The 21,051-nt window shown below is 36.6% G+C and carries 17 protein-coding genes and 1 other RNA gene; 11 read left to right on the top strand and 7 right to left on the bottom strand.

All coding sequences use genetic code 11. From position 1 onward, the window contains the following. The first annotated feature begins 252 nt into the window (after nucleotides 1-252). Nucleotides 253-349: signal recognition particle sRNA small type (ffs, locus tag V3224_RS00660), an RNA gene on the top strand. A gap of 545 nt (nucleotides 350-894) precedes the next feature. Here ffs and V3224_RS00665 read toward each other — a convergent pair. The 5 genes from V3224_RS00665 to V3224_RS00685 form a co-directional block, all read right to left on the bottom strand. Further along, entirely contained in the window at nucleotides 895-1,098 is a 204-nt protein-coding gene (locus V3224_RS00665; RefSeq protein ID WP_334467849.1) for an HHA domain-containing protein, read from the bottom strand. Between the two features lie 60 nt (nucleotides 1,099-1,158). Further along, nucleotides 1,159-1,527: an Hha toxicity modulator TomB gene (tomB, locus tag V3224_RS00670; RefSeq protein WP_334467851.1), complete on the bottom strand. Its 369-nt coding sequence runs from the start codon at nucleotides 1,525-1,527 to the stop codon at nucleotides 1,159-1,161. A gap of 400 nt (nucleotides 1,528-1,927) precedes the next feature. After that, nucleotides 1,928-2,800 (bottom strand): IS982 family transposase, encoded by an 873-nt coding sequence (locus V3224_RS00675; RefSeq protein ID WP_334467716.1) that lies wholly within the window; start codon nucleotides 2,798-2,800, stop codon nucleotides 1,928-1,930. Nucleotides 2,801-3,062: 262 nt separating this feature from the next. Beyond that, entirely contained in the window at nucleotides 3,063-6,182 is a 3,120-nt protein-coding gene (locus V3224_RS00680) for an efflux RND transporter permease subunit (RefSeq protein ID WP_334467853.1), read from the bottom strand. Nucleotides 6,183-6,237: 55 nt separating this feature from the next. Beyond that, nucleotides 6,238-7,401, bottom strand: a complete 1,164-nt coding sequence (locus V3224_RS00685; RefSeq protein ID WP_334467854.1) for an efflux RND transporter periplasmic adaptor subunit — start codon at nucleotides 7,399-7,401, stop codon at nucleotides 6,238-6,240. 136 nt (nucleotides 7,402-7,537) lie between these two features. Here V3224_RS00685 and acrR point away from each other — a divergent pair, with 136 nt between their 5' ends. The 3 genes from acrR (at nucleotide 7,538) to mscK (ending at nucleotide 12,085) form a co-directional block, all read left to right on the top strand. Beyond that, nucleotides 7,538-8,173, top strand: a complete 636-nt coding sequence (gene acrR, locus V3224_RS00690) for a multidrug efflux transporter transcriptional repressor AcrR (RefSeq protein WP_334467856.1) — start codon at nucleotides 7,538-7,540, stop codon at nucleotides 8,171-8,173. 31 nt (nucleotides 8,174-8,204) lie between these two features. Continuing rightward, nucleotides 8,205-8,567, top strand: coding sequence for a DsrE/DsrF/TusD sulfur relay family protein (locus V3224_RS00695; protein WP_334467858.1), 363 nt, complete (start codon nucleotides 8,205-8,207; stop codon nucleotides 8,565-8,567). A gap of 89 nt (nucleotides 8,568-8,656) precedes the next feature. Next, nucleotides 8,657-12,085 (top strand): mechanosensitive channel MscK, encoded by a 3,429-nt coding sequence (mscK, locus tag V3224_RS00700; protein WP_334467860.1) that lies wholly within the window; start codon nucleotides 8,657-8,659, stop codon nucleotides 12,083-12,085. A gap of 17 nt (nucleotides 12,086-12,102) precedes the next feature. Here mscK and V3224_RS00705 read toward each other — a convergent pair whose 3' ends face one another. Both V3224_RS00705 and priC read right to left on the bottom strand, forming a co-directional pair. After that, complete coding sequence (locus tag V3224_RS00705) at nucleotides 12,103-12,276, bottom strand: DUF2496 domain-containing protein (protein WP_069187508.1); 174 nt, start codon at nucleotides 12,274-12,276, stop codon at nucleotides 12,103-12,105. Nucleotides 12,277-12,298: 22 nt separating this feature from the next. Continuing rightward, entirely contained in the window at nucleotides 12,299-12,847 is a 549-nt protein-coding gene (gene priC / locus V3224_RS00710) for a primosomal replication protein (protein WP_334467863.1), read from the bottom strand. A 152-nt stretch (nucleotides 12,848-12,999) separates the two neighbouring features. On the opposite strand from priC, the gene apt reads away from it, so the two are divergent. From apt to hemH, 7 genes are all read left to right on the top strand, one after another. Beyond that, entirely contained in the window at nucleotides 13,000-13,557 is a 558-nt protein-coding gene (apt, locus tag V3224_RS00715) for an adenine phosphoribosyltransferase (protein ID WP_334467865.1), read from the top strand. 67 nt (nucleotides 13,558-13,624) lie between these two features. Beyond that, entirely contained in the window at nucleotides 13,625-15,604 is a 1,980-nt protein-coding gene (gene dnaX / locus V3224_RS00720) for a DNA polymerase III subunit gamma/tau (RefSeq protein ID WP_334467867.1), read from the top strand. A gap of 75 nt (nucleotides 15,605-15,679) precedes the next feature. Beyond that, nucleotides 15,680-16,009: a YbaB/EbfC family nucleoid-associated protein gene (locus V3224_RS00725; protein ID WP_334467869.1), complete on the top strand. Its 330-nt coding sequence runs from the start codon at nucleotides 15,680-15,682 to the stop codon at nucleotides 16,007-16,009. Beyond that, nucleotides 16,009-16,614 carry a recombination mediator RecR gene (gene recR, locus V3224_RS00730; protein ID WP_032115144.1) on the top strand — a complete coding sequence of 202 codons (606 nt, stop codon included), beginning with the start codon at nucleotides 16,009-16,011 and terminating at the stop codon, nucleotides 16,612-16,614. The genes V3224_RS00725 and recR overlap by 1 nt, the downstream gene beginning before the upstream one ends. 193 nt (nucleotides 16,615-16,807) lie before the next feature. Further along, nucleotides 16,808-18,682 carry a molecular chaperone HtpG gene (htpG, locus tag V3224_RS00735; RefSeq protein WP_334467870.1) on the top strand — a complete coding sequence of 625 codons (1,875 nt, stop codon included), beginning with the start codon at nucleotides 16,808-16,810 and terminating at the stop codon, nucleotides 18,680-18,682. A 187-nt stretch (nucleotides 18,683-18,869) separates the two neighbouring features. Beyond that, nucleotides 18,870-19,514, top strand: a complete 645-nt coding sequence (gene adk / locus V3224_RS00740; protein ID WP_334467871.1) for an adenylate kinase — start codon at nucleotides 18,870-18,872, stop codon at nucleotides 19,512-19,514. Between the two features lie 135 nt (nucleotides 19,515-19,649). Then, nucleotides 19,650-20,618 (top strand): ferrochelatase, encoded by a 969-nt coding sequence (gene hemH / locus V3224_RS00745; RefSeq protein WP_334467873.1) that lies wholly within the window; start codon nucleotides 19,650-19,652, stop codon nucleotides 20,616-20,618. The last annotated feature ends 433 nt before the right edge of the window (nucleotides 20,619-21,051 follow it).

The raw sequence follows: 21,051 nt of genomic DNA on the forward strand, positions 1-21,051 counted from the left end.
GTTTTCGGTGATCGTTGACACTTCGAAGATTGGTAAATTAAGATTATACTAGATTAGATACTTATTTTGTTGTAAATAAGGTCAACTTTAATCTTTTTTGTTATTATTTATATACTGTTAAACTATTTTTATGTTTAATATTATCTATTTGAATAAGAAAACAACACTTGATTTTTGTTTTCTTGCTATTTGAATATGAATAGCGCATAATGCGTGCCTATATTGTTCTTATAGAGCCATTCAATGGGGTCCTGTTGGTTCTCCCGCAATGCTAACTTGTTAACTTGGTCAGGTCTGGAAAGAAGCAGCCATAGCAAGGGGTGTATGTGCCGGGATGTCGCTGACAGGACTCCGCCACTTTAACACTTCTAAGATATTTATATTTTTTCAGATAAAATTAATCCAGTTAACAAAAATTGTTTTTATGTTGAAAATTGCTAAATTAATTCAATATGGTTGGTTTTTTACATAGAGAAAAATTTCAATTAATTTAATGAATTTTCATTTTAATCTAAATGTCAGTTTTTGGTTTAGTTTTTATAGAAAAATAAGATTATGTGAAATTAAGAATTTTGATTAATGATGCAATTGAATTATTAATTAAAAAATAATAGCATTGAATTGATTGTTTTCATAAATAGTTATTGTTTGGGTATGGTTTTTATTAATGAAAAAGAGTTATGGTTGAGTGAGGATAATTATAGGGTTATTTTTTGATTAAGTGAAAATATAAATATGGTTCATTGTTTAATCTAATAACGTAAACAACACCACGATATAATTATCCGTGCAATAAATGAATATTTTAAGTTATATAGTTATTAATAAAAGCCGATAACGGCTATCGGCTAAAATTATAACCATATCCTATCTGATAAAGGAAAGACTTACTTATTAGCGAACATATTTCCAAACTGACGAAGGAATTTTGTCATAAAGTTTATTCATTGTGAGCTCTGCTAACCTATGGTCTGCGGCAGAATAAAATAATTCAAGTTCGTCTTCAGATAATTCATATTTGTTTTTTTCGATTACGCGCTCCAATGTTTCGATAGTCCTACATCTTCTTAAGCGCCTCAGATAGTCAATTTTAGTCATAATTTCCTTTCTTTAAATTATAGATGTATAAAATATGAATGTTATTGGCTGTTGGTTGCGTCAAGTGTTACTTAATGAATATTTTATATCATTTGTTAATATTTCAGCCAAATGCTCATTCATTTTTTGCCAATCAGAAATATCTGTTAGGCTCATTACAGGTTTACCAAATAGGTTATAAGTTTCATCCAAATATTCGTCAATAAAAATAAAAAGGTTTACGTTATTCGGATATTTTAATTTAAATTGACCAATAAAATCTGTGATATAATCAATTAATACATTAAGTTTAACGCTTTGATCGGAACCAAGATCATTTTTCCAATGGGTTTTTGTCCTATGCAAAGTTAACATCGCTTCACGATATAGAGCATCACATAAATACTTTAGCACTAAGATATCATAACTCCTTGGTGAGTGCTCATCCATAATCACCTCCATTTAAAACACAGATTACGGGTTATTACTCATTTTTATTGCATAATACTGCTAAAGATGAAGAAATTACCATTGAATTAATATATTGTTTTATTTTTTGTAAAATCAAAACACTATTAATTATGATTGTTACCAAAATTATAAATGGGTGTCGATAAACAATCAGAAGAATGTAGATAATTTATACTTGTGTGAGTATAGCAAAAGTAAAGCAAACAACCTACTGGATATTAATATAGCACTATTATCGCATAAGTCACTATCTCTGTATAAAGTTTTTTGTTATATGATGTTAATCAAGGAACTAATCTAGAGCAAAATATCAAATATATACAAAAAGTTACAGTATTACTGTGTTATTTTAACCTGAGTTCGGGATAAGCATTATCAATTATACTTGAAGATACGTACCTGCAACAGGTATCTTTGGTTTAGATGGCATTAAACAATATGCAACCAGTCCGCCTAATAAATTCACTACAAAGTTAGCCGGAGAGCGATGTCGCGTATGCTCTATTTGACAAAGATTTTTTAACTCATCAAATACCGTTTCAATGACAGAACGATGACGCAAGATGGCTTTGTCGAAACAAGTCTGTTTAATAGGCTTCATTTTCTTCTTGATATTCGTTATAAGGCTAATTCCCATCGTTTTGAGTTGCTGTTTCAGTGAAGCCGATAAATACCCTTTATCTGCGTACAAACAACCAGAAAGATCCTTTGTCAGCTCAGGCAATGGTTTCCGATCATCGGTGTTTCCTGGTGTGAGTCGAAAACTGAGTATTTCCCCCAAATGATTGATAATTACATGAAGCTTGAAACCAAAGAACCAACCTGTTGAATTTTTTCCCCGTTCAGCTATCCCATTGAAGACTTTATGTCTGCGGATCCGTAAGTTATCACACACCGCTATCGGAGTAGAATCGGCAACCGATAGCCCCGTGCATTTTCCCTTAATTGACTCAAACAGTGCCGTTAACGCTAAGGCACTACGCGGAAGTAACTCTACACAGCGTGAATAGGATGGCAAGTTAGGAAATTCCTTCCGGAGATATAAGCGGACATAATAGAGATAAAATACCTTGAATTGCCTGAATCGGAGTTGATGAAACAACACAACCAGTGTCATCATTTCCGCCAACGAAAGCTGAGTAGACCGTCTACGACGCTTAGTACCGTTAGTCAGCAAATATTCATGCATTTTTGGCTCGAAGTCTTTGCAAAAATCATCCATCAGGCAATAAAGTTCAGTAAGATTTTCCATAATTGTTTAACAATGCTCTACTCTTTAACCAGACTGTTAGAGTATTTTAACAAAACAGGCTCATTCAACTATTTGAATATCAAGACTTTCTCTTTATTTCTTATCCCGAACTCAGGTTATTTTATTATTATTTATTTTTTTATTAAAAAATAAGTTCTAGTCATATATTTAGAGTTATTTTTCATTTATTAAAAAACATGTTTACTTAAAAGGCCAGAATATCTGGCCTTTTAATGGAAATATTACTAATAATCTAATTAAGCTAATATTTATTTGTGAAACGTCTACGTATAACGACAAAAAATACTGGAACGAAATAGATTGCTAATGTGGTTGCTGCAATCATTCCTCCAAGTACACCGGTACCTACAGAGTTTTGCGCGCCTGAACCTGCACCGTTACTAATAACGAGCGGTAAAACGCCAAGCATGAATGCTAATGATGTCATTAAAATAGGCCGTAAACGCATTCTGACAGCATCTAGCGTCGCTTCAATCAATCCTTTTCCTTCTTTTTCCATTAAGTCTTTAGCAAACTCAACAATTAAAATGGCATTTTTGGCAGATAGACCAATAGTTGTTAATAAACCTACCTTAAAGTAAACGTCATTTTCTAATCCCCGAATTGAAGTGAAGAGTAATGCCCCAATAACTCCTAATGGTACAACTAGCATAACAGAAAAAGGAATTGACCAACTTTCATATAAAGCGGCTAAACAGAGAAAGACGACAATAAGAGAAATTACATATAAAGCAGGTGCTTGATTGCCAGAAAGACGTTCTTGGTAAGACATACCGGTCCATTCATAACCAATACCTTCAGGTAATTTTTCAGTAAGTTGCTCCATTAATAGCATGGCATCACCGGTACTTTTCCCTGGTGCCGCAGAACCTTGGATTTCCATTGCAGATAAAACATTATAGCGTTCCAGACGTGGTGAACCATATAGCCATGGATCTTTGCTATGATCAATCAATGCAGAAAAAGGTACCATTTTTCCTTGATTATTGCGGACATAAAGTTTTTCAATATCAGCAGGTAACATCCGGAATGGGGCATCGGCTTGTACATAAACTTTTTTAACGCGTTCACGATCAATAAAGTCATTTACATAGATGCCGCCAAACATGGTACTTAACGTTGCGTTAATATCATTGATAGAAACACCTAATGCTTCCGCTTTCTGTTGATCAATATAAAAACGATATTGAGAAGTATCATCTTGCCCGTTAGGACGGACATTTTGCAATATATCAGGATGTTGAGCGATAAGCCCTAGTAGTTGATTACGAGCAGCCATTAATTTGTCATGGCCTAAATTACCCTGATCAACAAGCTCATAATCAAAACCACTGGCAGTACCTAGTTCAGGTATAGCAGGTATATTGAAAGAGAAGATGATAGCTTCTTGTATTTTTGAAAAGGCAAGATTGGCACGATTAATAATTTGAGAAACATGGCTTTCAGCACTATGACGCTCTTTCCAATCTTGTAGTACCACGAAAGCAAGCCCGATGTTTTGTCCCTGTCCTGCGAAGCCAAAGCCACTTACGGTAAAGACAGATTTAACATTCGCTTTTTCTTTGGTGCGATAATATTGGTCAATATCATGAAGCACTGCGACTGTTTGTTCCTGGGTTGAACCAGGTGGTAGCTGAACCATAGTCAAAAGTACCCCTTGATCTTCCTCGGGAAGAAATGAAGAGGGCAACTTTAGGAACAAAAATGCCATACCGGCAACTAATATAACATAAATAACCAGGTAACGGCCCGTGCCTCTAAGCATATGGCCAATACTATTGGTATAGTGATGCGCGCTTTTTTCAAATGTACGGTTAAACCAACCGAAAAAGCCAGTCTGTTTACCATGAGTACCTTTAGGGATAGGTTTTAATATTGTGGCGCACAAGGCGGGAGTTACGATCAACGCGACCAGAACGGAGAGCACCATTGAGGCGACAATAGTAATCGAGAATTGACGATAGATTGCGCCCGTTGAGCCACCAAAAAAAGCCATAGGGATAAATACCGCCGATAATACTAAGGCTATACCGACAAGTGCCCCTTGAATTTGCCCCATCGACTTTTTGGTAGCTTCTTTAGGTGATAATCCTTCTTCTTGCATTACACGTTCGACGTTTTCTACTACCACAATCGCATCATCGACTAAGAGTCCGATAGCGAGCACCATTGCGAACATGGTAAGCGTGTTAATTGAATAACCCATCGCAGACAAAATAGCGAATGTACCAAGCAAAACAACAGGAACTGCGATCGTTGGGATCAAGGTTGCACGGAAGTTTTGTAGGAATAAGTACATAACAACGACGACTAGCATGATAGCTTCGATCAGCGTTTTCACTACTTCGTTAATTGAAATTTTTACAAACGGCGTGGTGTCATAAGGGTAAACAATCTCTAATCCGTTAGGGAAAAACGGCTCCATTTCAGCGAGCGTAGCACGTACGGCTTTTGCGGTATCTAAGGCATTGGCACCGGTAGCCAATTTGATACCAATACCGGCTGATGGCGTGCCATTATATTTTGCTTTGATGCTATAGTTTTCCGCACCTAACTCAACGACGGCAACGTCTTTTAAACGAACCTGAGAACCATCCGAATTAACTCGTAACAGGATATTGGCAAATTGTTCGGCATTATTTAGCCGCGTTTGAGCAATAATCGAAACATTCAGTCGTTGGCCTGCGATCGGTGGTGTGCCACCTAACTGACCGGCAGCGACTTGGTTATTTTGAATTTTTATGGCATTGATAACATCCTGAGTGGCCATATTGTATTTAACAAGTTTATCTGGATCTAACCAGATCCGCATAGCGTACTGAGTGCCAAACAGCTGGGTTTCACCGACCCCTTTTACTCGACTGATAGGATCTTTAATGTGAGAGTTAACATAATCAGCGATATCCTCTTGATTCATAGAGCCATCTTTAGAAATAAAAGCGACTACCATCAAGAAAGAACCGGTAGATTTATTAACATGGATGCCTTGCTGCTGTACTTCTTGGGGCAGTAATGGCATGGCCAATTGTAATTTATTTTGTACCTGTACTTGTGCAATATCGGGATCTGTTCCAGCTTCAAAGGTAAGTGTCAGAGACATGTTACCCATTGCATCACTGGTTGACGACATATAAACCAGATTATCAATCCCATTCATATTCTGTTCGATAACCTGAGTAACGGTATTTTGTACAGTGGTGGCGTCAGCTCCAGGATAGGTTGCTGAAACCGATATAGCAGGTGGTGCAATGGTTGGATATTGCGCCACCGGTAATTTGATAATTGCCAATAGACCAGCAAGCATGGTAATAATGGCTATTACCCATGCGAATATTGGCCGTTCTATAAAAAACTGAGGCATTAATTATCGACTCCCTTAATTTAAGACTTTAATTTAAGACTTTTGCGGAGAAAATTTATTTTTCTGCTGTATTTGGAGTTAATGATGTCTCTTTAGCTACCACTTTCATGCCAGGCTTGACTTTTTGTAGCCCAATAACAATGACACTCTCTCCAGTTTTTAGTCCTTTAGCTATTAGCCATTGATTACCAATTGCTTGCGCAGTAATTACCGTACGGGTTTCGACTTCATAATTGGTATTAACAATCATCACTTGGGCTTCACCACGAGGTGTCCGACTTACACCTTGTTGTGGCACTAAGATCGCATTTTTTTTCACGCCTTCTTCTAAAACAGCACGAACAAACATACCAGGCAGTAATTGTTTTTCTGGATTTGGGAAAATAGCCCGCATTATGATAGAACCCGTACTTTCATCAACGGTTACATCGGAAAATTGAAGAACACCTTTTTGTGCATAAACTTCGCCATTATTCATTTTTAAACTAACAGGTGCTTGCTGTGATTCTTTAGATAAATTGCCGCTAGCAATCTCATTTTTTAAACGCAGATAATCGTCACTGGATTGGGTAACATCAACATAGATAGGGTCTAACTGTTGAATGGTTGTTAGCGCAGTAGCTTGCCCGGTTGTGACTAATGCACCCTCTGTGACGCTGGATTTACCGGAACGGCCTGAAATAGGCGCTGCTACTTTGGTATAATCAAGATTGATACGCGCGGTTTCAACTGCCGCCTCAGCAGCTTTAAGAGAAGCTAATGCCTGAGCATAATTAGCGTTTGCAGTATCATACTCTTGTTTACTGATATAATTTGTTCCTAATAGAGGCTTATAACGGCTTACAGTTAAACGAGTAATTTCTGCATTGGCTTTTGCTTTTGCTAAATTAGCTTTTGCACTGTCATAATTTGCTTTATAGGTTGCAGGATCTATTTGATATAAAGAAGCTCCAGCTTCAACATCACTACCTTCTTTATAATTTCTTTTTAATATAATACCCTCTACTTGAGGTCTTACCTCGGCAATACGAAAAGCATTAGTACGGCCAGGCAGTTCAGTTGTAACTGTCAATGGCTTTACTTCCAATGTTACGACACCAACTTCAGGTGTTGGAGGTGCAATATTACCTTGCTGGGAATTATCGCCACATGCTGTCAAGATCAAACAGCTTGAGAGTAGTAATATTACCAGAGGTAAGACCCCTCTGTTTTTTTGCATAAATAAACCTCAATATTCAAATATCAATTTCAAATCTGAAACCTAGTGAATTATTATGTTATAAGTTTCCTATTCTATTGCACAAACATACATGAATGTATGTAAATTTACTTCAATAAGAAGAAAGTTAGTTAAAATGGCACGAAAAACTAAGCAACAAGCGAAAATAACTCGCCAAGAAATAATTGATGCAGCAATTAGAACATTTTCTAAGTATGGTGTTTCATCTACCTCATTGTCTAATATAGCAGAGGTTGCAGGTGTAACTCGTGGTGCTATTTATTGGCATTTTAAAAATAAAGTCGATCTTTTCTCTGAAGCTTGTAAATTTACTGATGAACAAATGGCTGAAACTCAGAAAAAGTATCAGTTAAAATACCCCAATGATCCACTTTTTGTATTGAGAAAATTATTACATTATATTTTATTTACTTTTTTTGACGATACTAAAAACAGGGAGCTAACTGAGATTTTTTTTCATAAATGTGAATTGATAGGTGAAATGGCACAGTTTGCTGAATTACGGCGTGAAATTTATATGATTAACCATCAACGACTAGTCACTCTGTTAAGTGCCTGTGTGGAAAAAAAACAGTTGCCTGTCAATATCGATGCCCAGTGCGCAGCAATTATGATACGTGCAGCGATTACTGGCCTGTTTGAAAATTGGTTATGTGTACCAGATAGTTTTAGTATCAAAGAAAATGCGATTCGTTATGTGGATACAATGATTGATATGATGAAATACAGTCCATCAATAAGAAACAATTGAAATGTTTTATTACATAATTACGGAGAATTTGATGCCAGAAAAAAAACTATTTTTGATTATTGCTAATGGTGCCGCTTATGGTGATGAAAATCTTTTTAATGCGCTACGTTTGGCGATTGCAGTTAAGGAACAGGCAGCGACAACTGAAATGAAAATTTTTTTAATGTCTGATGCGGTTGTTGCAGGTCTTGATAATCAAAAGCCAATTGATGGTTATAATTTAAAACAGATGTTAGAAATTTTGCTTGCGCAGCAAGTGGAAATAAAATTATGTAAGACTTGTACTGATGCACGAGGTATCAGTGAATTACCGTTAATTAAAGGGGTCAGCATCGGCACTTTGGTAGAGTTAGCTCAGTGGACATTAGTAGCCAATAAAGTTTTAACTTTTTAGATATAATAATATTTGAGGCAAGGAAAGAAATCCTAAGGAGAGATTTTTAACTGTTTTTTTATTTTTAATCTAACTTAGTGGATACTACTATGTTTTCATTTAGTCGAAGGTTGCAAAGCAGAACATGTTGGCAGTGGTTAGTTTCTTTCTTGTCCTTATCTTGTGGTTTATTCTTTCTTTTTAATGCTACGTTAATTGAGAGTGCTACCTTAACCAATATAACCTCAAGGCAAACTATTCAAAACCAATTAAATGCCTTAAGTAATCGTAGCAATTTAACTGCGTATGAAACGCTAGCTTTATCTGACTACAAAAAAGCCATCCAATTTTATGAGGAATTAGCTGGATTAGAAAAACAAGCTGAATTAATGCAAAAAAGAGTGATGCAAGCGCCAAAAGAAGCGCGATATGCACTTGATAATTTAGCTAGAATTAAACGTGAGCAACAACAAAGTGAGCAGACTAAAACTGAATATCAGCATTTATCGTTATCGCAACTAGAGAGCCAGTTAAAAAATAAATTAGAAATATTACAAAACCAGCAGGAAAATCTAGCCAATATTAATAACAACTTAGTTGCATTACAAACCCAGCCAGAGCGAGCAATGAATATAATGCTAGAAAATGCTCGGCGGCTACAAGATATTCGTTACCAACTAAATAATGATTTTTCTTCCAATGACGATATTCGGCCTTCTTTGCAAGTATTATTACAACTGGAACAATTATACCTGCAGCAGCAAAATAAATTTCAACAACACGCATTACAAGCTAATACTCAATTACAGGATGTGCTACAGAAGCAACGTGATTATACAGCAACTTATCTTGAGTTAATTCAAAGTGATATACAATATATTCAGGCTACTATTAATAATAAACGCTTAAATTATTCTGAGGAAACTGCTAAAGAAGCGCAACGCTCAACGATAAATAGTCAGGAAGTGGAAGAATATCCGGTAATTAAACATGAAAAAGCGATTAATAAAGCACTGAGTGAACGTTTGATCTCAGTAACTCAAAATAGTAACCAATTAGTACAAAAAGGAATAAGGATTAAATCTTGGCTAGAAAGAGCCATACAAGTAGAGAGTAATTTAAAAGAGCAAATTACTGTTTTACGAGGAAGTCTATTACTTTCACGCATCCTTTTTCAAAAACAGATTAATTTGCCACCGAATATACTAACAAAAAATCTGCCCACCTTAATTGCTGATTTACGACTGGAACAGTTTGATATTAACCAAGAGCGTGATCAGTTATATCAGTCTTCTAATTATATTAATAAGTTGGCCGATACAATAAATGATTCAATGGTAGATAAGACTAAGAACATGCCACTTTCGAAGGAAGTCTGGCGGGCTTTGGAGTCACTGATTGATATACGCCGTGACCTTTTAGATCAGTTAAATATTCAACTGGGTAATCAGATTTCTCAGGCGATTAATTTACAGTTAGATCAACAACAATTACTGGGTGTCATTGATTCTTTAGAACAGACATTAGCTCAGCAAATTTTTTGGGTGAATAGTAATAAACCGATTGATCTGACATGGCTAACTTCTTTTCCTGATGCGGCGAAAGCTGAAATTACTACTTTTAATTTTAAATTACCATTAGTTAGCATAGTCAAAGGCTTAATTAACTCTTCTGTTGTCACGATTCCTCTTTTGTTGGCTTGTCTGTTCTTTTTTTGGATGAATTGCAAGTTTAAACAGCGTTTAAAAGAAATCAATGAGGAAGTTAGAGTCTTCAAAAAAGATAGTCAATTACATACCCCTGTAGCGTTAATTTTAACCCTAATGATGACGTTTCCTGGTGCTTTTATTGTACTCGTTGTCGGTTACTGGTTTTTAAAAACAGGTAATCCTCATGGTGATTTTGTTTGGAGTTTTGCCCTGCAATTGGCTTTATTTTGGGTTTTATTTAGCTGGTGTATTAATATTCTTAAGCCTGATGGTATTGCAGAAAATCATTTTTTAATTGCTAAAAAAGAGAATGCCTGGTTACGCCAACATTTGATAAATTTGATGCTGCCGTTGATTGTGTTGATTTATTGGTCAAGTTATGGCGTCATGTATCCTTTGCGGTTGGCGGATGATGTCATTGGACAATTGATTGTTCTAATATTCCTGTTTTTAGTTTTTCTATTTACTTTGCCGTTTTGCCGTCGGAACTGGCAACTAAAAGGTGGGCATTTAACTCGCACGATTGTTATTACCATACTGGCTTTTTCTCCATTAGTGCTAATTGGTTTAATGATGGTTGGTTATTATTACACTACTCTTCGGCTTTCAAGTCGTTGGATTGATAGTCTCTATTTATTACTCCTTTGGTATATTATTTACCATAGTTGTATTCGTGGATTATCGATTGCAGCGCGCAAGCTTGCTTATAAAAGGGCGTTAGAGCGTCGTCATAATATGACGCGAGAAGAACAAGAAAATGAACCGATCACTGAACCACCAATGTCAATTGAATTGATTAGTCAACAATCTCTACGTTTAACCAGTATGGTACTGTTTTTGATCTTTATCGTCGCTTTTTATTGGATTTGGTCAGATTTCATTACTATTTTCTCATTTTTAGATGGTATTCAACTTTGGCATACGAATGTACAAAATGAGGCTGGTCATACTTTACAAGCAGTTACCCTCGCTGATTTAATTTTGGCGATTATTATTTTTATTGTCGCTTTAGTGATGACACGAAATATACCAGGTTTGTTAGAGGTTTTAGTATTGTCCCGGCTTAAGCTGCGGCAGGGATCAAGCTATGCGATCACCACGATGCTGACCTATATTATCATCGGTATTGGTACAATTATTGTATTAGCAATGTTAGGTGTTACCTGGAATAAGTTACAGTGGCTAGCGGCAGCATTAACATTTGGTTTAGGTTTTGGTCTACAAGAAATTTTTGCCAACTTTGTTTCGGGTATTATTATTCTGTTTGAACGGCCGGTCAGAATTGGTGATACCGTTACGATTGGTAATTTTTCAGGCACAGTGAGTAAAATTCGTATTCGAGCAACCACCATAACTGATTTTGATCGCAAAGAAGTCATTATTCCCAACAAAGCATTTGTGACTGAACGTTTAATAAATTGGTCGTTAACAGATACTATTACCCGTATTATTATCAAGCTAGGCGTTGCTTATGGTTCCGATCTTGATAAAGTGAAGGCGATTTTATTACAGGCAGCGCAAAGTAATAATAAGATCATGTCAGATCCAGCGCCATTAGTATTTTTTACTGATTTTGGCGACAGTACTCTTAATCATGAATTACGTTTTTATGTTCGCCAGATAGCGGATAGAAGCACAACCTTGGACGAAGTTAATCGACTGATTGATCGCTTATGTCGAGAACAAAATATCAATATTGCTTTTAATCAGTTAGAAGTTCACCTTCATAATAGCAAAGGTGATTCTGTGCAAGAAGTTGAGCGTACGCTAGGTGGCGAAAAGCGATCGAAACAGCAGGATAAAAATAATCGAGATAATGTTGCGGAATAATCATTGAATTATTTTTATCAACGCTTTTTAGTTGCATTGGCAAGTAATAAAATGGCTTCTTTATTCTCATAATCTTTTTTTACAATATCAAGTGCTTTGAGTGCGGTAGTGGGTTCTATTTGATTAATTTCTAGAATATAAATTAAATCAATGGCAACTTGGATTTCTATTGAAGCATTCTCTAGATTCATTAAATATCACCTATATTATTTTTTATTCAATACTTTGATTTTCATAGCGTTCAATTGCCCTTTCTATGCGTGAAAGAGCCTGACGGCATCTCACTAATCTTCCAGTTAATGCAGCTATTTCTTGTTGTAGCTTCTGGCAAGCGACGTATGACTGCTGTTTATCTAATTTTTGCTCTCGATCATTTATCATTGCGATTAGGCGGCGTTCATAATCTTGATGTTGAACTAAACGTTCGTAAAGATCTATGGTTTTTTCTTTTTGGCTATGTTGACTTTCTTGTTCTCTTAAAGTTTGGGTTGCAGATTCTCGCGTTATAGCACCAATTTGGGCAATGATTTTTTCTGTCAAAAAAGTAACTTGTTCTGAACGTGACGTAATAACCGCATGTTTTAATTGATTAAAATGTTGCTTAATTTCAAATAAACATTCGCTTAATTGATGGCTTTTTCGATGAAATAATTTTTGATCAAAACGTAATGTTATAAAAGAAGAGTGTGCAATTGGTTTTATTTTTTCTGCCAATGCTTCAATTTGCTCTTCAAGCGTGTTTAGCAACTTTTGTGTTTTCATATATTAAGCCATAATAATAAAACATATAATTGCGATTTGACTTCTTACAGTAAAAACGCGCATATTGGTAAGCTAGTTATTGCATTTTTATAATAGTTTTCATAGATTGTAGCGTTTGATTATTTTATCTATGATGATAATTATGATGGTTAATGAAAAAAATACAATTTATAAAAGATAGTATTGAAACAATTCCTGATTATCCAATACCAGGTGTATTGTTTCGTGATATTACAACCTTATTGGATAATTCGGACGTTTATCAGGCCACAATTGATCTACTCGTTGAGCATTATAAAAATAAAGGTATTACTAAAATTGTTGGCACTGAAGCGAGAGGATTTTTATTTGGGGCGCCGCTTGCTTTGCGTTTAGGTGTAGGATTTGTACCAGTACGTAAAGAAGGAAAATTACCGCGCGCCACATTACGACAAAATTATGAGCTAGAATATGGTACCGATGCACTAGAGATCCATAAAGATAGTATTTCAGCCAAAGACAATGTTTTAGTTGTTGATGATTTACTCGCTACAGGTGGAACGATTGAAGCGACAGTAAGCTTGATCCGGCAGCTTGGTGGTAAAGTTAATGAAGCGGCATTTATTATCTGTTTGCCTGATTTGGGTGGTATCGAACGTTTAAAAAAGCAAGGGGTCAATTGTTTTAATTTGGTTGAATTCCCAGGCAGATTAATGCGCAAAATTTTCTAGCAAAATGTGCTGACTAGCGAACAGCGATAGGTTGGCAAATCTATATACTTAATGTCTAATAGGAATCATGAGCTACCAGGTACTTGCCCGTAAATGGCGCCCACAAACATTTACCGATGTTGTTGGGCAACAACATGTTTTGACCGCGCTGGCAAATGGTTTGCATCAGCAGCGGCTCCATCATGCCTACTTATTTTCTGGTACACGTGGAGTTGGCAAAACGACCATTGCGCGGCTGTTTGCGAAAGGGCTTAACTGTGAGGTAGGGATAAGCCAAAACCCTTGTGGTAAATGTGCTAACTGCCTAGAGATAGCGGATGGGCGATTTGTTGATTTGATTGAAATTGATGCCGCTTCGCGCACGAAAGTTGAGGATACCCGCGAGCTACTAGATAATGTCCAGTATGCACCGGCACGCGGTCGATTTAAAGTGTACTTAATCGACGAAGTTCATATGCTATCTCGTCATAGCTTTAATGCTTTACTCAAGACGCTGGAAGAACCACCAGAACATGTGAAATTTCTATTAGCAACGACAGATCCACAGAAATTACCGATAACGGTTTTATCACGTTGCCTGCAATTTCATTTAAGATCACTTGATATTGACCAAATAAGCAGTCAACTTGAACGTATTTTAGTGGCTGAGCAAATATCGAGTGATAAACGTGCCCGCCAATTAATCGCTAGAGCTGCCGAAGGTAGTTTACGTGATGCATTAAGTTTAACAGATCAAGCTATTGCTATGGGGCAAGGGCAAGTATCGGCAGATTCAGTTAGCCAAATGCTAGGCATATTAGATGATGAACAGCCGCTAGCGATCATTGAAGCGATTGTGCATGCTGATGGTCCAAAAATGATGGCTTTAGTAGAAGATATTGCTTTGCGAGGCGGTGACTGGGAAAGCGTATTGATTGAAATGTTATCATTAATTCATCGTATTGCGATGATCCAGCTTTTACCTGTGGAGATGCAAGATACTGCATCTCCCGTAGACGAGCGTCTACGTTTACTTGCGCGCTTGATTAAGCCAACGGATTTACAGCTCTATTATCAAACCTTGTTAGTCGGACGTAAAGAGCTTCCCTATGCGCCAGAAAGGCGGATGGGAGTTGAGATGACATTGTTACGTGCATTAGCATTTCATCCTAAGTCTGTTAATGATATTGAAATTCCATTGGTGTCATCACCAAGTCTCTCTGAAACAACTACTATAGCCAATGATATTGATAATCATGTCGATATTTCTGTTAACTTAAAAGATAAAAAAAAAATCATCAATAAAGCCACAAGCTCATCGGATGAAAAATTAATTAGTACACCTACATTGCAATTATTGCAAGCAAAAGCATCGCTAAATAAAGCGCAAGAGAAAACGCCGTTAAAAAAGTCTGAAACAGCATCACCAAAGACAAAAACGCCACTAGCGATGTCGGCGTTAGAAAGGTTAGCTACCGTTTCGGCACAGCATCAGCTCTCTGTTTTAAATCAGCCTAAAACAGCTAATAAAAATGAAAAAAATCAAAAGGGTAAATCTTATCAATGGCGCCCGCAAAATGTTTCTGAACAAAAAGTAGAGCGAGTAACCACCTCTGGCAATATTAAACAAGCTTTGGAATATGAAAGGACGCCGGAACTTGCCAATAAAATTGCGCTTGAAGCTCGAGAACGTGACCACTGGTCGGCAGAGATTTGTCAGTTAAAAATGCCAAAATTGATAGAACAACTTGCGTTAAATGCTTATAAGGAAGCGTTAAGTGAAACGGAAATTTGTTTACATTTACGCTCAACGCAACGGCATTTGAATACTGAACCGGCGCATAAAACATTAACAAAAGCCTTGAGTGAGTTATATGGTAAGCCGATAAAACTGGTTATCATTGAAGATGATAATTCAGCCGTCAAGACACCTTTGGAATGGCGGCAGGTAATTTATGAAGAGAAGCTAGCACAGGCCCGTCAATCTATTATAGTGGATAAAACGATTCAGACTTTGCGCACGCTGTTTGATGCGCAGTTAGATGAAGAAAGTATTCGGCCGGTGTAGCCAAATGCATACCTTTAAGTATAATGTTGCAATGTTAAAATCTATTTTTGTAACAGATCAGAAAGAGAGAATATTATGTTTGGTAAAGGTGGGCTGGGTAACCTGATGAAACAGGCTCAGCAAATGCAAGAAAAGATGCAAAAAGTTCAAGAAGAGATTGCTAACATGGAGGTTACCGGCGAATCGGGTGCAGGTCTTGTTAAAGTAGCCATTAATGGCGCGCATAATTGTCGTCGGATTGAAATTGATCCTAGTTTAATGGCAGATGATAAAGATATGTTAGAGGATCTTATTGCTGCTGCATTTAATGATGCTGCGCGTCGTATAGAAGAAGCCCAAAAAGAAAAAATGGCCAATGTATCTAATGGCATGCAATTACCTCCAGGCTTTAAGATGCCATTTTGATGCAAACGAGCCCTCTTCTTGAATCTTTAATGGAAGCGCTACGCTGTTTACCTGGTGTAGGACCAAAATCAGCGCAACGTATGGCTTTCCATCTTCTGCAACGCAATCGTAGTGGTGGCATGCAATTGGCTCAGGCATTAACACGTGCAATGTCGGAAATTGGCCATTGTCAGGGTTGTCGAACATTTACTGAAAAAGATCACTGTTCTATTTGTACTAATCCGAGGCGTCAACAAACTGGCCAAATATGTGTAGTTGAAAGTCCGGCTGATATTTATGCAATTGAACAAACAGGGCAGTTTGCCGGGCGTTATTTTGTTTTAATGGGGCATTTGTCGCCATTAGATGGTGTTGGACCTAAGGATATCGGCCTGGAAAGCTTAGCCGATAAACTCGCGACTGAGACGGTATCAGAAGTGATCCTGGCGACCAATCCAACAATTGAAGGGGAAGCAACCGCTAATTATATTGCTGGCATATGTGCTCAATATGGGGTGATGGCCAGTCGTATTGCTCATGGCATTCCTGTTGGCGGTGAGCTTGAAATGGTTGACGGAACCACGCTATCACATTCAATTATTGGCCGTCAGAAAATTAATTATTGATAGTATAAGCGTAATATAAAATAAACATATGCAGAGGTTAAATACTCTGCTTATTTTTTTGTGAAAAAGTTAATCATATCGGCTATCAAGCACGCTTTTCACGACCGTGAACTTGAAATTTTCAAGTTATATCCCCATCTGAGTTTCATAACCATTCAACCTAATAAAATTATTCTAAAATTGAGGCTATTTAATGAGTATGAAAGGACAAGAAACTCTTGGATTTAAATCAGAAGTAAAACAGTTATTGCAATTGATGATCCATTCTCTTTATTCCAATAAAGAAATCTTTCTACGCGAGCTGATTTCAAACGCATCTGATGCAGCGGATAAATTACGTTTTAAAGCACTATCACAATCTGATCTTTATGAAAATGACTGTGATTTAAGAGTTAGAATTGCTATTGATAAAGACAAAAAAACTTTAACAATTAGTGATAACGGCATTGGCATGGCGCGCGAAGAGGTTATTGATAATTTAGGGACGATTGCTAAATCTGGCACCAAGGCTTTTTTACAGTCTTTAGGTAACGAACAAGCGAAAGATAGCCCATTAATCGGTCAGTTTGGTGTTGGTTTCTATTCAGCTTTTATTGTTGCAGATAAAGTGACAGTGCGTACTCGGGCAGCGGGCGTAGCCGCCGATAAAGGGGTTTTTTGGCAATCTCAGGGTGAGGGTGAATATACTGTTGCTGATATTGAAAAAGCAGAGCGTGGGACTGAAATTACCTTACATTTACGTGAAGACCAAACGGAATTCTTAGATAACTGGCGTTTGCGTTCAGTGATCAGCAAATATTCAGATCATATTGCCCTGCCAGTGGAAATTGAAGCTAAGAACGAAGAAGATGATACTGTTATTTGGGAAAAAATTAATAAAGCCCAGGCGCTATGGACACGTAACAAAAACGATATTACGGCTGAAGAATATAAAGAGTTTTATAAGCATGTTTCCCATGATTATGCAGATCCTTTAATATGGAGTCATAATCGGGTAGAGGGTAAACAAGAATATACCAGCCTACTTTATATACCGACTAAAGCGCCTTTTGATTTATGGAATCGTGATAATAAACATGGTTTAAAGCTTTATGTTCATCGTGTTTTTATTATGGATGAAGCAGAGCAATTTATGCCAAATTACTTACGTTTTGTCCGTGGGTTAGTTGACTCAAATGACTTACCATTAAATGTTTCGCGCGAAATTTTACAAGATAGTGATATCACCCGTAGTTTGCGCAGTGCATTAACCAAACGTGCATTGCAAATGTTGGAAAAATTAGCCAAAAGTGAACCTGAACAGTATCAACAATTCTGGCAGGAATTTGGACTAGTGCTGAAAGAGGGGCCTGCGGAAGATACAACTAATAAAGAAGCGATTACTAAATTATTACGCTTTGCATCAACGCATAATGAGAGTAATTTACAGAATGTTTCTTTAGAAGATTATGTTAGTCGTATGATTGAAGGGCAGGAAAAGATCTATTACATTACTGCAGATAGTTATGCCGCTGCGAAAAATAGCCCGCATTTAGAATTATTCCGTAAAAAAGGGATTGAAGTTTTATTATTATCTGATCGGATTGATGAGTGGATGATGAACTATTTGCCAGAGTTTGAAGGCAAATCCTTTCAATCTGTTAGTAAGACAGATGAGTCACTAGAAAAACTGGCTGATGAAGATAAGAAAGAGGAAGAAGAGACAGATAAAAAACTGGAGCCTTTCGTTGAGCGGGTAAAAAAATTATTAGGCGAACGGGTGAAGGAAGTGAAGTTAACACACCGTTTAACAGACACGCCTGCAATCGTGACGACCGATGCGAATGATATGAGTACTCAGATGGCAAAACTTTTTGCTGCGGTGGGTCAATCAGCGCCGGAAGTAAAATATAATTTTGAACTTAATCCTGAACATCCATTAGTTAAAAAAGCGACAGAGCTAACTGATGATGGCTTATTTTCTGAGTGGATAGAGGTATTATTAGATCAGGCGTTGTTTGTTGAACAAGGTAGCCTAGAAGATCCTAATCAATTTATTCGCCGTATGAATAAGTTACTTTTGGGCTAAAATTTATTTAATTAACCAAGTTGTTCATAAAACCACGTTTTAGTTATTTTAAGACGTGGGTTGTTTTTTTTAACGAAAATAATTTGATTATTCAATGGTTATCTGTTTTCTTGAGTTATAGGTATGCCTAATGATAAGGTAACTTTTCTTTCAAATTATAAAAATGAAATAGCAAGGGGTTTACGCAATGCGTATTATTTTGCTCGGCGCGCCAGGCGCAGGTAAGGGGACTCAGGCACAATTCATCATGGAAAAGTATGGTATTCCACAAATTTCTACCGGTGATATGCTACGTGCTGCCGTAAAGGCGGGTTCAGAGTTGGGTCTACAAGCGAAAGAATTAATGGATAATGGTAAGCTTGTCACTGATGAATTAGTTATTGCTTTAGTTAAACAGCGTATAGCCCAGGATGATTGCCGAAACGGTTTCTTACTAGATGGATTTCCTCGCACTATCCCACAAGCAGACGCAATGAAAAATGCGGGTATTGCGGTGGATTATGTGTTGGAGTTTGATGTACCCGATGAAATTATTGTTGAACGCATTGTTGGTCGTCGAGTTCATACGCCTTCGGGGCGTGTTTATCATATTAAATTTAACCCACCGAAAAGAGCAAACAGAGATGATATTACCGGTGAAGAATTAAGCATTCGCAAAGATGATCAAGAAGAAACGGTCCGCAAGCGATTAGTGGAATATCATCAGTTAACTGAGCCTTTAATTGCTTATTATCGTCAAGAAGCTGCTGCTGATCATACTAAGTACTTTAAATTGGATGGTACCCGTAAGGTTACTGAAGTCAGTGAAGAGCTGGCTAACATTTTAGGTTAGTTGTTAGTTGATAAAATAGGCATCCAATTTGGGTGCCTATTTTTTATTTATGGCTAATTAGTGGAAATAAAAATATTTAATAAGTTATGATAAAGTTATAAATAATTAGCGATAAATAAAATGGAGCCAAGTGGCATGAGCATTAAGAAGTATGGTGTTTTATTAGTTAATTTAGGGACGCCTGATGCACCAACGCCTACAGCAGTGAAACGTTTTTTGGCAGAATTTCTTAGTGATGTAAGAGTTATTGATATTTCGAGGATAATTTGGAAGCCGCTATTACATTTGGTTATTTTACCAATACGCTCGCCAAGAGTAGCTAAATTATATCGGTCAATTTGGACCGAAGCTGGTTCCCCATTGCTAAATTATAGTTTGCAACAGCGGGCTGCGCTGGCAAAACAACTGCCCGATATTCCTGTGGAATTAGGTATGAGTTATGGTTCGCCTGCTATTGCCGAAGCAATTGATAAACTATTAATTCAGCAGGTTGAAAATATTATTGTGTTACCGCTTTATCCACAATATTCTTGTTCAACCACAGCGGCAGTTTTTGATGCGATTAGCCGAGCGTTAAAAAAATATCGAACGATACCCGGTCTTAACTTTATTCGTAGTTATGCTGCTCACCCTTCTTATATTGATGCATTAAAAAGGTCGGTGGAGTTAAGTTTTGAACGCTATGGTACACCAGAGAGATTATTGCTTTCTTATCATGGTATTCCTAAACGGTACGCAGAAACAGGTGATATTTATCCGCAGGAATGCGAACTGACAACCCGTTTACTCAGTGAATTAATTAATTTCCCTGCTGATAAAATCATCATGACTTATCAGTCACGCTTTGGCCGTGAGCCTTGGCTTACACCTTATACAGATATTACCTTAAAAAGGTTGGCAAAGCATGGAATAAAACATGTTCAGCTGTTGTGCCCAGGTTTCTCGGTGGACTCTTTGGAAACTCTAGAAGAGATTGCTGAGCAGAATAAGAAATTATTTTATGCTGCTGGTGGCGAAAAATATCATTATATACCTGCGCTTAATGCCTCTGAGAGTCATATTATATTAATGGCTGAATTAGTCACAGATTTAGCCATTATTTAAATGGAAATCTAGCTAAAACTAAAAGTTATTTTAATGATTGTAATGCTATTACATATTTAAATTTATCGCTATAACTAATTGTTTTAAATGATTAATTTTAATTAATGCTTATAAAATCCCATATTGAATCCAGTAATATTAATTATTTATTGTATAAAATATTAAATAATTTTTATGACATTTAGTCGGTTTTAAGAAATTTTTTATTATTTACTTTTATATTTTAGAATAATTAGTATTTGGTTAAATTTTATTTGATTATTTTAGTATGCTAATTAGTTGAAATATAGTGATTGCAAAAATAAAAACATTATTGATAAAAATGAGTTGTGTGTTTTATTAATTTTGGCAATATAGAATATTATGACTAAACTTTTCTAGTTCGATGATAATTATTTGATTATTTAGTTATTCAAGCCTGTGTAAGATAAAA

The sequence above is a fragment of the Arsenophonus sp. PmNCSU2021_1 genome (assembly GCF_036919435.1).
Lineage (GTDB): Bacteria > Pseudomonadota > Gammaproteobacteria > Enterobacterales > Enterobacteriaceae > Arsenophonus > Arsenophonus nilaparvatae.